The following is a 14251-nucleotide window of genomic DNA, read 5'->3' as shown; positions in this document are numbered from 1 at the left end:
TTGTTCTGTGGGGCGTTATGGGTAAGCGACGTACACATCGCTCAGCAGATCGGCGGGGCTCGGCTTGGGATCGGACTTGGCCTTGCGCACCGCGTCTTCGATCAGCGCGTCCACGTCGGCATCGATCTGGTCCAGCTGGCTGGCCTGCACCAGGCCCGAACGGGTGGTGCGCTCGCGGAACTGCATCAGGCAGTCGTTGTGCTCGCGGTAATGCTTGACCTCGTCGGGGGCGCGGTAGGTCTGGGCGTCGCCCTCGAAGTGGCCGTAGTAGCGGGTCAGCTTGACCTCGATCAGCGACGGCCCCTCCCCGGCCCGGGCCCGTTCCACGGCGGCGCCGGCGGCTTCGTGCACGGCGAAGAAGTCAAAACCGTCCACCGTCACCCCGGGCATGCCGAAGCCGGCGGCGCGGTCGGCGATGTGGTCGCACGCCACCGACCAGTTGGAGGCCGTGGCCTCGGCGTAGCCGTTGTTCTCGGCGATGAACAGGCACGGCAGGTTCCACACCGAAGCCATGTTCATGGCCTCGAACACCGCGCCTTCGTTGGAGCCGCCGTCGCCGAAGAACACCACCGACACGCCGTCGGTGCCTTGCAGCCGGGCGGCCAGGGCCGCGCCCACCACCAGCGGCGCCCCGGCGCCGACGATGCCGTTGGCGCCGAGCATGCCCTTCTCGAAATCGGCGATGTGCATGGAGCCGCCCTTGCCCTGGCAGACCCCGGTCTTCTTGCCGTAGATCTCCGCCATCATCCCGTAGACGTCCACGCCCTTGGCGATGCAATGGCCGTGGCCGCGGTGGTTGGAGGCGATGCAGTCGTCGTCGCGCAGGTGGGCCATGACCCCGGCGGCGGAGGCTTCTTCCCCGGCGTAGAGGTGGACGAAACCGGGGATCTCGCCGGTGGCGAATTCCACGTGCAGGCGTTCTTCGAATGCGCGGATGGTGCGCATCACCCGGTAGGCGTGGAGCAACTGATCAGTGGTCAGGGGTGTCGACATTTTTATTCTCCAGGGTGTCTTCGGACTGAAGGTTCACGGGGTGTTGCCGGTGATGGCGGTCGATGGCCAGCAGGCGCTGGCGCGCCGCGTGGGCCAGGGCCGCGTTGACGTCGATGCTCAGCGGGCCGCCGGCATCCAGGGTGACCGTGGGCCGGTCGTGGGGGTTGAATTCGATCTCGCGCTCGCCATCCAGGGCCAGGGTGCCGGCGCTCAGGCACAGCGGCTGGGGCTCATTGGGTTGCAGGTAGCCGGCCTCCAGCACGCCGCAGCCCTGCAGCAGGCCGGGGGCCAGGGGCACCAGCAGCGCCTCGGGGGATTGCGGGTCCAGGCGCATCCAGGCGCCGTGGGGGTCCTGGCGGGTCACCGGCAACCACAGCCCGCAGAGCGCGGAAATGCCGATGGACTGGGGTTCGGCGAAGGTCACGAAGACCTGCGCCAGGTCGCTGCCACGGCTGATGGCCCGGGCGCCGACGAAGGCCAGGGGCGACACCGCCACGTCCACCAGGGCCACTTCGCACAGGCCCCGGGCCGGCTCGCGCACCAGCAGGCGCTTGTTGCGCCGCAGGGCGATGTCGGCCGGCACCCGGCCGCTGGCGTAGAGCCCGCCGGCCAGCCCGGCGCTGGTGGCTTCGCGCAGTTCCGGAAAGGCGTTGTTGGTGCCGGTGGACAGGGTCAGCAGCGGGATGTCGCCAACCTCGGCGGCCACCGCCTTGTGGGTGCCGTCGCCGCCAAGCACGGCGATCAGCGCCACCCCGCGCTCGGCCATCCAGCGCGCGGCCTGGCGGGTGTCCTCGACGCTCTGGCGCAGGGTCAGGTCGAGGAACTCCAGGACCGGCCAGTGCTGCTCCCGGGCCTGGCGGCTGCGGCTGTTCTTCTGCACCGCGGCGGCGATGCCGGTCATGTCGGTGGGCATCAGCACCTGCTCGATGCCGGTGGCGCCAAAGGCCGCCAGCAGACGCTGGATTACCGAGACCTTGTCGGTGCTGGAGAACAGCCCGGCGTTGGCGGTGAGGCGGCGCACATCACGGCCCGAGGCCGGGTTGGCGATGATGCCGACGGTCAGGGGGCGGCGGTTCATGAGCTCACCGCGGGCGGAGCACAGGCAGGAGAAAACATCGGGCACCTCGTTCTTATTCTTCGATGGGCCAGTCGACGCGGGTTGCCGGGGACTGGTTGCCAAGGGCCAGAGCAAGGCCGGTGCCAGTTGTCGGAAAATCTCTGAAAAAGGCCGTTCCAGAGCGGCTGACAGGCTTGCTGCGACGCGTTGAAGCCAGCCGCCCGTGAGACGTCGCATGTCAGGCTGCACGGGGCCTGGGCGAGACCTTGAGACGTTGCGTCTCACTGCCGTCCCGGCGGCGTTCGGTGCTTGTCCAGGGCGGCGGATCGGCGCTTAATGCGCCGACAACGATAAGAAGCTGCAACCGGAGGCCTTCATGCTTTCCGCACATTCCAAAGCCCATGTGGACTGCGTCAGCCGGGTCCTGAAAAACGCCGCGCACCTGCCCCAGGCGCCGGTGCCGAGCCTGATCCTCGACTCCTGGCGGCGCTCCATGGAGCAGCACCAGCTGGACCCCGGTTCGCTGCAGGGGCCGCGCATCCTCTCGGAAAACGTGCTCAAGGAATGCCGCGAGCGCTCCGAGCTGTTCCTGCGCATCGCCAGCGAAGAAGTGGCGCGCCTGCATGGCCGGGTGCGCGACGCCGACTACTGCGTGCTGCTCACCGACGCCCAGGGCCAGACCATCGACTACCGGGTGGAATCCACCCTGCGCAACGACTGCCGCAAGGCCGGGCTGTACCTGGGCACCTGCTGGTCGGAGGGTGAAGAAGGCACCTGCGGCGTGGCCGCGGTGCTCACCGCGCGCACGCCGATCACCGTGCACAAGCGCGATCATTTTCGTGCCGCCTTCATCGGCCTGACCTGCTCCGCCGCCCCGGTGTTCGATCCCCAGGGCGAGCTGCTGGGGGTGCTGGACGTGTCGGCGGTGCGCTCCCCGGATGACCGCCGTTCCCAGCACCTGATCCGGCAGATGGTGGTGCAGAGCGCGCGGGAGATCGAACAGGCGTTCTTCATGAACAGCGCCCAGGGCTACTGGGTGCTGCGGGCCCATGCCAGCCCGGGTTATGTCGACAGCCAGCCGGACTACCTGCTGGCCTGGGACGACGACGGCTGCCTGCGGGCACTGAACCCGGCGGCGCGCCATTACCTGCTGCGCCGCTATGGCCGCTTGCCGCAGCACATCACCCAGGTGTTCGACCCGCAACTGTTGCAACGCGCCCGGGACGAGGCCCTGTGCCCGCTGTCCGCCGAGCTGCACGGCCGCTTGCAGGCGCCGCGCCGGCCCCAGAGCCGCCCGCGCCTGAGCCTGGCCGGCGAGCCGCTGGACCCGCGAGTGGAACAGAGCCTGCGCCTGGCGGTGCGGGTCAAGGACCGGCATCTGCCGGTGCTGATCCAGGGCGAGACCGGCTCCGGCAAGGAAGTCTTCGCCCGCCAGTTGCACCAGGCCAGCCAGCGTCGGGACCGGCCCTTTGTCGCGGTGAACTGCGCGGCGATTCCCGAGAACCTGATCGAGAGCGAGCTGTTCGGCTATGTCGCCGGGGCCTTTACCGGTGCGTCGAGCAAGGGCATGCAGGGCCTGCTGCAACAGGCCGATGGCGGCACCCTGTTCCTCGATGAGATTGGCGACATGCCCCTGGCCTTGCAGACCCGCCTGCTGCGGGTGCTGGCCGAGGGTGAAGTGGCGCCCCTGGGGGCCGCGCAACGCAAGGCGGTGGACATCCAGGTGATCTGCGCCACCCACCGCGACCTGGACGCCCTGGTGGCCGAGGGCAGCTTTCGCGAGGACCTGTATTTCCGCCTCGGTGGCGCGCGCTTTCAACTGCCGCCGCTGCGCGAACGCAGCGACCGGCTGGCACTGATCACCCAGATTGTCGAAGAAGAATCCAAGCGCTGCGGCGCGCCGGTGCAACTGGGCAATGCCGCGTTGGAGTGCCTGCTGGGCTACCGCTGGCCGGGCAACGTGCGGCAACTGCGCCACGTGCTGCGCTACGCCTGCGCCGTGTGCGAAGGGCCGCTGATCCAACTGCATGACTTGCCCGAACAACTGCGCGGCACAGCAGCCGAAGGCGCCCTGCCCGCCCAGGAAAGCGCCACCAGCCCCGAACGCCAGGCCCTGCTGGATGCCCTGGTGCGCCACCGCTGGAAACCCGTCGCGGCGGCCAAGGCCCTGGGCATTTCCCGCGCCACCCTGTACCGCCGCGTGCAACAGCACGGCATCCAGATGCCCGGCCGCAGCCCGGTCTAACCCCAATGAAAACCTGTAGCCGCTGCTGAGCCCGCGAAGCTGCGCAAAGGCCCGCAGGGCCTTGCTTGGCGGTCTCCAGTCGAATCTTCAGCGCCTTCAAAATCCCCGCGTCTCCTGCGGAGCCTGCGGCAGCGGCTACAAGAACCGCCCCTGCGCCCCCCCTGCGGTCTGTGTAGCCGCTGCTGAGCCTTGGCGAAGCTGCGCAAAGGCCCGCAGGGCCTTGCCTGGCGATCTCCAGTCGAATCTTCAGCGTCTGAGAAGTCCCCCGCGTCTCCTGCGGAGCCGTTCGCAGCCTGCGGCAGCGGCTACAGGAAGCGGCCCTGCGATCCCTGCGGTCTGTGTAGCCGCTGCTGAGCCTGCGAAGCTGCGCAAAGGCCCGCAGGGCCTTGCTTGGCGGTCTCCCGCCGAATCTTCAGCGCCTTCAAAATCCCCGCGTCTCCTGCGGAGCCGTGCGCAGCCTGCGGCAGCGGCTACAGGGTGGGGTTGAGGCGGGCGCGGTAGCGCCCGGGGCTTTCGCCGGTCCATTTCTTGAACGCGCGGTGGAAGGCGCTGGGCTCTTGGAAACCGGTGAGTTCGGCAATCTCGCTGATGCTGACGCTGGTGCGGCGCAGCAGTTCGACGGCGACGCCGCGGCGCACTTCGTCCTTGATCTCCTGGTACGAGCCGCCCTCGCGCTCCAGGCGCCGGCGCAGGGTGCTGGCGCTCATCTGCACTTCGCGGGCAAAGGCTTCCAGGGTCGGCCACTGGCTGTAGTGGCTGCCCCGCAGGCGTTGGTGCACCTGGCGGGTCAGGCCGTGCTGGTTGCGAAAACGGATCACCAGCCATTGCGGGGCGCTGCGCAGGAAGACCTTGAGCGAGGCCAGGTCCTGGACCACCGGCAGGCGCAGAAAGCGGCTGGCGAATTCGATCTCGGTGCGCCCGGCATTCCAGCTCAGGTTGCTGCCCCACAGCAGCGCATCGTCGCTGAGGCTCAGGCGGGAATGGCGAAAGTCGGCGCGGTCGATGGGGATCCGCCGCCCACCCAGCCAGCACAGCAGGCTGATGATCAGCACCAGCAGGGTTTCTTCGGCGTAGTGGCCGCGCAGCGGGTCGGCGCAGTGGCTTTCAACGCTGATCACCGCGCGCTTGCCGCGCACGCTGAGGTGGGCGCCGACGTCCCGTAAAAACAGGCCAAAGTTGTTCAGGCACTGGCGCAGGGCCTTCTCCAGGTTGGGTTCCTGGATCAGTCCGCGGCAGATCAGGGCAAAGGCCCCCGGCGGCATGCCCCGGGAGTCGAGCTGGAAGAATTCGTCCTGCAATTCGCGGATCTGGATCAGCCACAGGGCGGCAAAGGCGCTGCCGGGCACCCGCGCCCGGGGCTGGTCGAGCAGCGCCGGGTCGATGCCGGCCTCCCTCAGTACCGCCGCCAGCCGCTGCGGCTGCTCACGCAGGGCGTGGGTCATCACCCGGACAAAGTAGACCGCGACCGAATCCGTTTCACGCATGTAGAGGCTGTGCTCCCGTAGCAGGACCTATGGCAAAAAACGCCAGCACCCTTGACCGCTTTCGGCATAGGCCGGCCACCGTGTGCGGCTCTAGACTCGCGCTGGATAACGCGCTGGGCAAGGCAACCGCGCCATGCTCCGCGAAGGCCATGAACAAAGGAAGAGCTGAAGATGAATCTTGCGAATATCGGGGTGATCGGCGCCGGCACCATGGGCAACGGCATTGCCCAGGTCTGCGCCCAGGCGGGCTTCGACGTGACCCTGCTGGACATCGCCCAGGGCGCCCTGGAAAAGGCCCTGGCCACCATCGGCAAGAACCTCGACCGGCAGGTGAGCAAGGGCACCCTGAGCGAAGGCGACAAGCTCGCCGCCCTGGGTCGGATCCGCATCAGCACCGACTACCGTGCGCTCAAGGACGCGCAGCTGGTGATCGAAGCCGCCACCGAGAACCTCGACCTCAAGCTCAAGGTGCTGCAGCAGATCGCCGCCCAGGTCAGCGCCGAGTGCGTGATCGCCTCCAACACCTCGTCGCTGTCGATCACCCAGCTGGCCGCCAGCGTCAGCGCGCCGGAGCGCTTCATCGGCCTGCATTTTTTCAACCCAGTGCCGGTGATGGGCCTGATCGAGGTGATCCGCGGCCTGCAGACCAGCGACGCGACCCACGCCCTGGCCATGGGCATGGCCGAGCGCCTGGGCAAGACCGCGATCACCGCCGGCAACCGCCCGGGTTTTGTGGTCAACCGCATCCTGGTGCCGATGATCAACGAGGCGATCCTGGTGTTCCAGGAAGGCCTGGCCAGCGCCGAGGACATCGACGCCGGCATGCGCCTGGGCTGCAACCAGCCGATCGGCCCGCTGGCCCTGGCCGACCTGATCGGCCTGGACACCCTGCTGGCGATCCTCGAAGCCTTCTACGACGGCTTCAACGACAGCAAGTACCGCCCCGCGCCGCTGCTCAAGGAAATGGTTGCCGCCGGTTACCTGGGGCGCAAGACCGGTCGGGGTTTCCATCACTATGGCTGAGCGCTGCTCACGCTTTGCCGAAAGCCGCGACAAGGCCCTGGAGCTGTTCGCCAGCAAGGGCTTCGGCCAGGTCGGCATGCGTGAGCTGGCGAGCCATCTGGGGCTGACCCCGGGCTCGCTGTACCACCATTACCCGAGCAAGCAGCACCTGCTGCTGGACCTGATCGAAGAGTTCTTCGATGAGCTGCACAGCACCCTCAAGCGCCTGCAACGGCGCAAGTTGCAGGGCGACTGCCTGCCGGCGCTGATTCGCGCCCACCTGAAGCTGCACCGGGAATTGCCGCGGCATTTTCGCCTGGTGGAACGTGACAGCGGCTGCCTCAATCCCGACCAGCAGGTGCGGGTCGGGCAATTGCGCGAGCGTTACGAGCAACAGCTGCTGCAACTGCTGGGCACCCCGCCCGGCCTAGGTCCGCAGGCCCAGCGCGCCGCCGCCCATGCCCTGGCCAACCTGCTCAACAGCGCCCCCAGCTGGTTCAGCGAGCAGCCATTGGCCGAGCCTGAACGTGAGGCGCTGCTGGAAAACCTGCTCAGCGGCGCCATCGAGCGCCTGCTGGGTGGCGCGCCGCTGCACAGCGCGGTGGCCTGAGCCTCAGCGCAGTTGCAGCGGGTCCACCAGGCCGGCGGCAATCGCCATGCCCACCAGTTGCGGCAGGTGCTCGGCCTGCATGCGCTTCATCACCCGTGAGCGGTACAGGTCGATGGTCTTGACGCTGACCCCCAACTGCTCGGCGATCTCGCGGTTGCTGTAGCCCTGCACCAGAGGCAGCAGCACGTCCTTCTCCCGCGGCGTCAGGCTCTCCAGCAGCGCCTGCACCCGGGCCTGCCCGGCGCTCTGGTGCTGATGACGGTCGGCGCGGTTCAGGGCCTGCTGCACGCTGTCCAGCAGCAGCTGTTCGTTGTAGGGCTTCTCGATGAAATCCACCGCACCGGCCTTGAAGGCGCGGACCACGATGGGCACGTCGGCGTGGCCGCTGACAAAGATCAGCGGCAGGTGGATATCGCGCTGGCGTAGCTCTTCCTGGACATTCAGGCCGCCCATGCCGGGCATGCGCACATCCAGCAGCACGCAGGCATTGAGGCTGGGGTCGCAGTGTTCGAGAAACTCCCGGCCGCTGGTGAAGGGCACGGCCTTGAGCCCCACCGACTCCAGCAGCCAGACGGTGGAGTCGAGCATGCCCGGGTCGTCGTCGACCACATACACCAGCTGCTGCGCCTCACTTGTCATTGCCTTGCTCCTGTTGTCGGGTGGGAAGTTGCATCGGGATCGGCCGGGGCCGTGGCCGGCAGGTGGCAGCACATCGTCAAGCCACGCTCCTGGAGCTGAGCCTGCAAGTCGCCACCAAAGCCTTCGACGATGCTGCGGCTCATGGACAGTCCGAGCCCCAGGCCGTTGGCCTTGCTGGTGTAGAACGGGGTGAACAGCTGGGGCAACTGCTCGGCAGACACCCCGGGGCCCTGGTCGCTGACGCTGATCCGCACCCCGCCCTCGGCCGCCGCTTCGGCGCCCAGCACAATGTGCGAGCCTTGCTGTGGATGCACTTCGCGATTGGCTTCGATGGCGTTGCGCAGCAGGTTCAGCAGCACCTGTTCCAGCAGCACCCGGTCGGCGTACACCGGCGGCAGATTATCGGCCAGGCGCAGCTCGATCGCCACCTGACAGGACTGGGCTTCCCAGGCACACAGGCGCACGGTTTCCCGGGCCACTTCGGCGATGTCCAGGGCCTGCACCCGGCGCCCGCCTTTGCGCAAGAAGGCCCGCAGGCGCTTGATCACTTCGGCGGCGTGGGTCGCCTGTTCGGCGATTCGCTCCAGGCCCTGGGCGACCTTGCGGACCGCCTCGGGCTGGGTGTCCAGGGCCTGCAAATAACGTTGGCTGGCGTTGGCGTAGTTGACCACTGCGGCCAGCGGCTGGTTGATCTCGTGGGCGATGCCCGAGGCCAGTTCGCCCAGGGTCACCAGCCGCGCGCTGTGGGCCAGTTCATCCTGGTGATGGCGCTGCTGGGCCTCGCGCAGTTCGCGCTCGCTCTGGTCGTGGGCCACCAGGGAATAGAAGCGCTCGCCACTGGCCGCGCGGTGGGCCAGGAGCATCAGCGACACCGGCACCGAGGCGCCGCCGGCCGGCGGTTGCAGGCGTGTCTCGACGCTCCAGCGGCCGCTGCGCTCGGCACAGCTCCAGCCTTCCTGTTGCAGGCTCTGCAGCACTTCCTGGCTGAGGATCGCCGCCAGCTCCGGCATCGCCTGCCCGGCGGCAAGCCCCAGGGTGCGCCGCGCGGCCGGGTTGAGGTAGGTCACCGCGCCGCCGGGCTGGATGAACAGCACCGGGTCGGGGTTGGCCTCTACCACTTCGGCCAGGCGCCGCTTGTTCTCCTCGGCCTGGACCCGGGCGGTGATGTCCCGGGACACCGCCACCACTTCCACCACGGTCCCGGTGTAGGTGTCGCGGATGCCGCGGCAGGCGGTTTCGAACCACAGGTAATGACCGTCGCGATGGCGGATGCGGTAGGTCATGGTGTGGTAGCCGTCTTGCTCCAGGGCGTCCCGGGTGCGCTGCATCAGCCCGGCCAGATCCTGACTGTGGAACAGGCTGCGGGCCAGCAGCCCGCGCAGTTGTTCGGGCCAGTAGCCCAACAGGGTCCAGGAGGCCGGCGAGGCATCGAGGAAGGTGCCGTCCGGGGTGTGCCGGGAAATCAGGTCGGTGGTGTTTTCGGTGATCAGCCGGTACAGGCGCCGGGCCCGGGCCGACTCGCGCTCGGCCTGGACCTGGGCGGTGGCCTCCTGACAGCGCGCCAGCACCCGCTGGTGCAGGGGGTCGGGAATGAAGCTCCAGAGCAGGATGCGTTCGCCCCACTGGGCTTCCACCTGTTCGATGGCACGCTGCTGCTCCAGGCAGGCCCGTACCAGGGCCGGGTGGTTGATCGGCAGCAGGGCCGCGAGATCGCCAGTGGCCGCATCGTCCAGCCATTGGCGCAATGCCGGGTTGAGGTCCAGCGGCTGCGCCCGGGCGTCCAGCAGCAGGCTCGGCTGCGGGTCGTGGCCGAGCCAGGGCGAGTCCGGCAGCTGGCCTTGGAGCTGTAGCTGCAACCAGCGGCTCAGGTGGGTGGAGGTGGGCATGGTCGATCAACCTGTGGGTGGCAACAGCGAAGATTCAATATAGTACAACTACTATACAACTCAGGTAGTACTTCCATATCAATCGACAAACAGTATATAAAAGACCCCGGATAAGTCACCGAGCGCCTGTAAAAAGCCTCGGCCAATAGAGCTAATAATCAGCCACCGGGTACCCGAACCATGTCCATCTACGAGCAAGGCCTCGCGCCGTCTGCCGTCAACCATATCGCCCTCTCCCCCTTGAGCTTCATCGAACGCACCGCTGCGGTTTACCCCGATTATCCGGCGGTGATCCACGGTTCGATCCGCCGCACCTGGGCCCAGACCTACAGCCGCTGCCGGCGTCTGGCCTCGGCCCTGGCCGGGCGCGGTATCGGCAAGAACGACACCGTGGCGGTGATGCTGCCGAATATCCCGGCGATGCTCGAAGCGCATTTTGGCGTGCCGATGATCGGCGCCGTGCTCAATGCCCTCAACGTGCGCCTGGACGCCGAGGCCATCGCCTTCATGCTGGCCCACGGCGAAGCCAAGGTGTTGATCGCCGACCGCGAGTTCCATGAGGTGATCCACGCCGCCGTGGCCATGCTCGACCACCCGCCCCTGGTGATCGACCTTGACGACCCCGAGTACGGCGAAGGCCAGCCGGTCAGCGATCTGGACTACGAGGCCTTTCTCGCCGAGGGCGATCCGGAGTTTGCCTGGCAGTGGCCGGACGACGAGTGGCAGGCCATCGCCCTGAACTACACCTCGGGCACCACCGGCAACCCCAAGGGCGTGGTCTATCACCACCGCGGCGCCTACCTCAATGCCCTGGGCAACCAGATGACCTGGGCCATGGGCAACCACCCGGTGTACCTGTGGACCCTGCCGATGTTCCACTGCAACGGCTGGTGCTACCCCTGGACCGTCACCGCCCTGGCCGGGGTGCATGTGTTCCTGCGCCGGGTCGACCCGCAGAAGATCCTCAACCTGATCCGCGAGCATCAGGTCACTCACCTGTGCGGCGCGCCCATCGTGCTCAATGCCCTGGTGAACATGCCGGATTCGGCCAAGGCGGCCATCGACCACCCGGTCAACGCCATGGTGGCCGGGGCCGCGCCACCGGCCAAGGTGATCGGCGCCGTGGAGGAGATGGGCATCAAGGTCACCCACGTCTACGGCCTGACCGAGGTCTATGGTCCGGTGACCCTGTGTGCCTGGCACGCGGCCTGGGACGAACTGCCGCTGGAGCAGCGGGCGCAGATCAAGTCGCGCCAGGGCGTGCGCTACCCGACCCTGGAAGGGGTGATGGTGGCCGATCCGAAAACCCTCGAACCCATGCCCCGGGACGGCCAGACCATCGGTGAGATCTTCATGCGCGGCAATACCGTGATGAAGGGCTACCTGAAGAACCCCACGGCCACCGCCGAAGCCTTCGAGGGCGGCTGGTTCCACACCGGCGACCTGGGGGTGACCCACCCGGACGGCTACATCGAAATTCGCGACCGGCTCAAGGACATCATCATTTCCGGCGGCGAGAACATCTCCACCATTGAGCTCGAAGGCGTGCTCTATCGCCACCCGGCGGTGCTGGAAGCGGCAGTGGTGGCCCGGCCCGACGAAAAATGGGGCGAGACCCCCTGCGCCTTCATCACCCTCAAGGCCGATCACCAGGACGTGAGCGAAGCCGAGATCATCACCTTCTGCCGCGAACACCTGGCGGGCTTCAAGGTGCCGCGCACCGTGGTCTTCAGCACATTGCCCAAGACCTCCACCGGCAAGATCCAGAAGTTCGTCCTGCGCGACCTGGCGAAAAACCTCTAGCCTGACTGCACCAGACCCAGCTCCCGAGGGAGCTGGCTTGCCAGCGCAAAGCGCTCTGACGGCCCCAACACCCACAGGGGCCGGCTTGCCAGCCAAGGCGCTGGCAGCGACGCCTTCGCCGGTCAGTCGGCTCCTACAATGGGTTGGTGCGGTCATTTTCGATTCATGCGGCCACGGCCGTTCAACCTCCCCTTTTGCCCGAGGTTCCTGCAATGCCCGAATTCAACGCTCCGCTGCGCGATATGCGCTTTGTCCTGCATGAAGTGTTCAACGCGCCCAAGCTCTGGGCCCGTCTGCCGGCCCTGGCCGATACCGTGGACGGTGACACCGCCGACGCCATTCTCGAAGAAGCGGCCAAGGTCACCGGCAATCTGATCGCCCCGCTCAACCGCAGCGGCGACGAGGAAGGCGCCAGCTGGCACGCCGGGCAGGTACGCACCCCGGCCGGTTTCAAGGAGGCCTACAGCACCTATATCCAGGGCGGCTGGGTCGGCCTGAGCGGCAACCCGGCCTACGGCGGCATGGGCATGCCGAAGATGCTCGCGGTGCAGTTCGAAGAGATGCTCTACGCCGCCAACTCCAGCTTCGCCCTGTACTCGGCCCTGAGTTCCGGGGCCTGCCTGGCCATCGACGCCCACGCCAGCGAAGCCCTCAAGCAGCTGTACCTGCCACCGATGTACGAAGGCCGCTGGGCCGGTTCCATGTGCCTGACCGAGGCCCACGCCGGCACCGACCTGGGGATCATCCGCACCCGCGCCGAACCCCAGGCCGACGGCAGCTACCGGATCAGCGGCAGCAAGATCTTCATCACCGGCGGCGAGCAGGACCTGACCGAAAACATCATCCACCTGGTGCTGGCCAAGCTGCCGGACGCCCCGGCCGGGCCCAAGGGCATCTCGCTGTTCCTGGTGCCGAAGATCCATGTCGACGCCAACGGCGTGCTCGGCGCGGCCAACGCGGTGAGCTGCGGTTCCATCGAACACAAGATGGGCATCAAGGCCTCGGCCACCTGCGTGCTGAACTTCGACGGCGCCAGCGGCTGGCTGATCGGCGAGGCCAACAAGGGCCTGGCGGCGATGTTCACCATGATGAACTACGAGCGCCTGTCCATCGGCATCCAGGGCATCGGCTGCGCCGAGAACTCCTACCAGAACGCCCGCACCTACGCCCGCGAACGCATCCAGAGCCGCTCCCCGGCCGGCCCGGTGGCCAAGGACAAGATCGCCGACCCGATCATTGTCCACCCCGATGTGCGGCGCATGCTGCTGACCATGAAGGCCATGACCGAAGGCGGCCGGGCCTTCGCCAGCTACGTCGGCCAGCAGCTGGACCTGGCCAAGTTCGCCGACCAGCCCCATGAGCGGCACAACGCCGAAGCCCTGGTGGCGCTGCTGACCCCGGTGGCCAAGGCCTTCTTCACCGACACCGGGCTGGACAGCTGCGTGCTCGGCCAACAGGTCTTCGGCGGCCACGGCTACATCCGCGAGTGGGGCCAGGAGCAACTGGTGCGCGATGTGCGCATCGCCCAGATCTACGAAGGCACCAACGGCATCCAGGCCCTGGACCTGTTGGGGCGCAAGGTGGTGGGCAACGGCGGCGTGGCCCTGCGCCTGTTCACCGGCGAGATCCGCGACTACGCCTACCTGCCCGGCGCCGCCTACGCCGCCGAGCTGCTGGACGCGGTGCAACGCCTGGAAGACCTCAGCGACTGGTTGCGCGAACAGGCGGCGCAGAACCCCAATGCGGTGGGCAGCGCCTGCGTCGAGTACCTGCAACTGTTCGGTTACGTGGCCTATGCCTACCTGTGGGCGCGCATGGCCCAGGTGGCCGAGCACAAGCGCTCCGAGGACGACGGTTTCTACGGCGCCAAGCTGGCCACCGCGCGCTTCTACTTCAGCCGCCTGCTGCCGCGCATCCTCAGCCTGGAGCAGAGCATTCGCGCCGGCAGTGACTCGCTGTTCGGCCTGGACGCCGAGCACTTCTGAGGGCCTGGGCAGGGCGCCCGCCGCCCTGCCCCGTGCCGGTAAAAAAGCCGCGCCCGCAGGTGCAAAACCTCGGGCGCCGCTGCATACTCCGCGCACCCGAGCACCGCCCAAGGAAGAAACGTGTTGGCCCCCGCCCTGATCGTCGCCAGCTCAGCCATCGTGCTGCTGCTCGGCAGCCTGCACCTGATCTACACCTTCGCCAGCGACAAATTCCAGCCCCGTGATCCGGCCCTGGCCGAACGCATGCGCCAGGTGTCGCCAATGATCAGCGGCCAGACCAGCCTGTGGCGGGCCTGGGTCGGCTTCAATGCCAGCCATAGCCTGGGGGCGATGTTGTTCGGCCTGGTCTATGGCTACCTGGCCTGGCTGCACCCGGCCCTGCTGCTGGAAGCCCGCGGCCTGCTGCTGATCGGCCTGGGCTTTCTCGCCAGCCTGTGGCTGCTGGCGATCCGTTACTGGTTCCGTATTCCCCAGGCGGGCATCAGCCTCGCCCTGGTGCTTTTCGCCGCAGGAACTACGCTGCTTTTCAGCTGACGGGTACCCGTTG

10 protein-coding genes and 1 pseudogene are annotated in these 14251 nt (G+C 67.6%); 6 read left to right on the top strand and 5 right to left on the bottom strand.

What is annotated here, in order from left to right:
* Nucleotides 1-15: 15 nt before the first annotated feature.
* The gene (locus tag Q8O96_RS02700; RefSeq protein WP_060838476.1) at nucleotides 16-993 is read right to left on the bottom strand and encodes a thiamine pyrophosphate-dependent dehydrogenase E1 component subunit alpha; all 978 of its coding nucleotides are present in this window, start codon (nucleotides 991-993) and stop codon (nucleotides 16-18) included.
* A gap of 2 nt (nucleotides 994-995) precedes the next feature.
* A pseudogene (locus Q8O96_RS02695) lies at nucleotides 996-2071 on the bottom strand (ATP-NAD kinase family protein).
* Between the two features lie 355 nt (nucleotides 2072-2426).
* On the opposite strand from Q8O96_RS02695, the gene Q8O96_RS02690 reads away from it, so the two are divergent.
* Nucleotides 2427-4295, top strand: a complete 1869-nt coding sequence (locus tag Q8O96_RS02690) for a sigma-54-dependent Fis family transcriptional regulator (protein WP_305948297.1) — start codon at nucleotides 2427-2429, stop codon at nucleotides 4293-4295.
* Nucleotides 4296-4765: 470 nt separating this feature from the next.
* Here Q8O96_RS02690 and Q8O96_RS02685 read toward each other — a convergent pair whose 3' ends face one another.
* Complete coding sequence (locus tag Q8O96_RS02685) at nucleotides 4766-5779, bottom strand: AraC family transcriptional regulator (RefSeq protein WP_250330888.1); 1014 nt, start codon at nucleotides 5777-5779, stop codon at nucleotides 4766-4768.
* A 171-nt stretch (nucleotides 5780-5950) separates the two neighbouring features.
* Between Q8O96_RS02685 and Q8O96_RS02680 the strand changes: the two genes are divergently transcribed.
* Together Q8O96_RS02680 and Q8O96_RS02675 are read left to right on the top strand one after the other, a co-directional pair.
* Nucleotides 5951-6802: a 3-hydroxybutyryl-CoA dehydrogenase gene (locus Q8O96_RS02680; protein ID WP_305948296.1), complete on the top strand. Its 852-nt coding sequence runs from the start codon at nucleotides 5951-5953 to the stop codon at nucleotides 6800-6802.
* Entirely contained in the window at nucleotides 6795-7391 is a 597-nt protein-coding gene (locus Q8O96_RS02675) for a TetR/AcrR family transcriptional regulator (protein ID WP_102861839.1), read from the top strand. The genes Q8O96_RS02680 and Q8O96_RS02675 overlap by 8 nt, the downstream gene beginning before the upstream one ends.
* 3 nt (nucleotides 7392-7394) lie before the next feature.
* Here the strand turns inward: Q8O96_RS02675 and Q8O96_RS02670 are convergent, their stop codons facing one another.
* Together Q8O96_RS02670 and Q8O96_RS02665 are read right to left on the bottom strand one after the other, a co-directional pair.
* Complete coding sequence (locus Q8O96_RS02670; RefSeq protein WP_250330890.1) at nucleotides 7395-8030, bottom strand: response regulator transcription factor; 636 nt, start codon at nucleotides 8028-8030, stop codon at nucleotides 7395-7397.
* A complete protein-coding gene (locus Q8O96_RS02665) occupies nucleotides 8027-9916 on the bottom strand; it encodes a PAS domain S-box protein (protein ID WP_305948295.1) in 1890 nt (629 codons plus the stop codon). Before Q8O96_RS02665 ends, Q8O96_RS02670 begins: the two co-directional genes overlap by 4 nt.
* 180 nt (nucleotides 9917-10096) lie before the next feature.
* Between Q8O96_RS02665 and Q8O96_RS02660 the strand changes: the two genes are divergently transcribed.
* From Q8O96_RS02660 to Q8O96_RS02650, 3 genes are all read left to right on the top strand, one after another.
* Nucleotides 10097-11719, top strand: coding sequence for an acyl-CoA synthetase (locus Q8O96_RS02660; RefSeq protein ID WP_207816627.1), 1623 nt, complete (start codon nucleotides 10097-10099; stop codon nucleotides 11717-11719).
* Between the two features lie 212 nt (nucleotides 11720-11931).
* A complete protein-coding gene (locus Q8O96_RS02655) occupies nucleotides 11932-13704 on the top strand; it encodes an acyl-CoA dehydrogenase C-terminal domain-containing protein (RefSeq protein WP_102861843.1) in 1773 nt (590 codons plus the stop codon).
* A 120-nt stretch (nucleotides 13705-13824) separates the two neighbouring features.
* Entirely contained in the window at nucleotides 13825-14238 is a 414-nt protein-coding gene (locus tag Q8O96_RS02650) for a hypothetical protein (RefSeq protein WP_305948294.1), read from the top strand.
* Nucleotides 14239-14251 lie beyond the last annotated feature (13 nt).

Origin of the sequence: Pseudomonas sp. LPH60 (genome assembly GCF_030718165.1) — a bacterium.
Lineage (GTDB): Bacteria > Pseudomonadota > Gammaproteobacteria > Pseudomonadales > Pseudomonadaceae > Aquipseudomonas > Aquipseudomonas danubii.
Note: the sequence above shows the minus strand (reverse complement) of the source record. Positions and strands in the feature narration are given on the sequence as shown.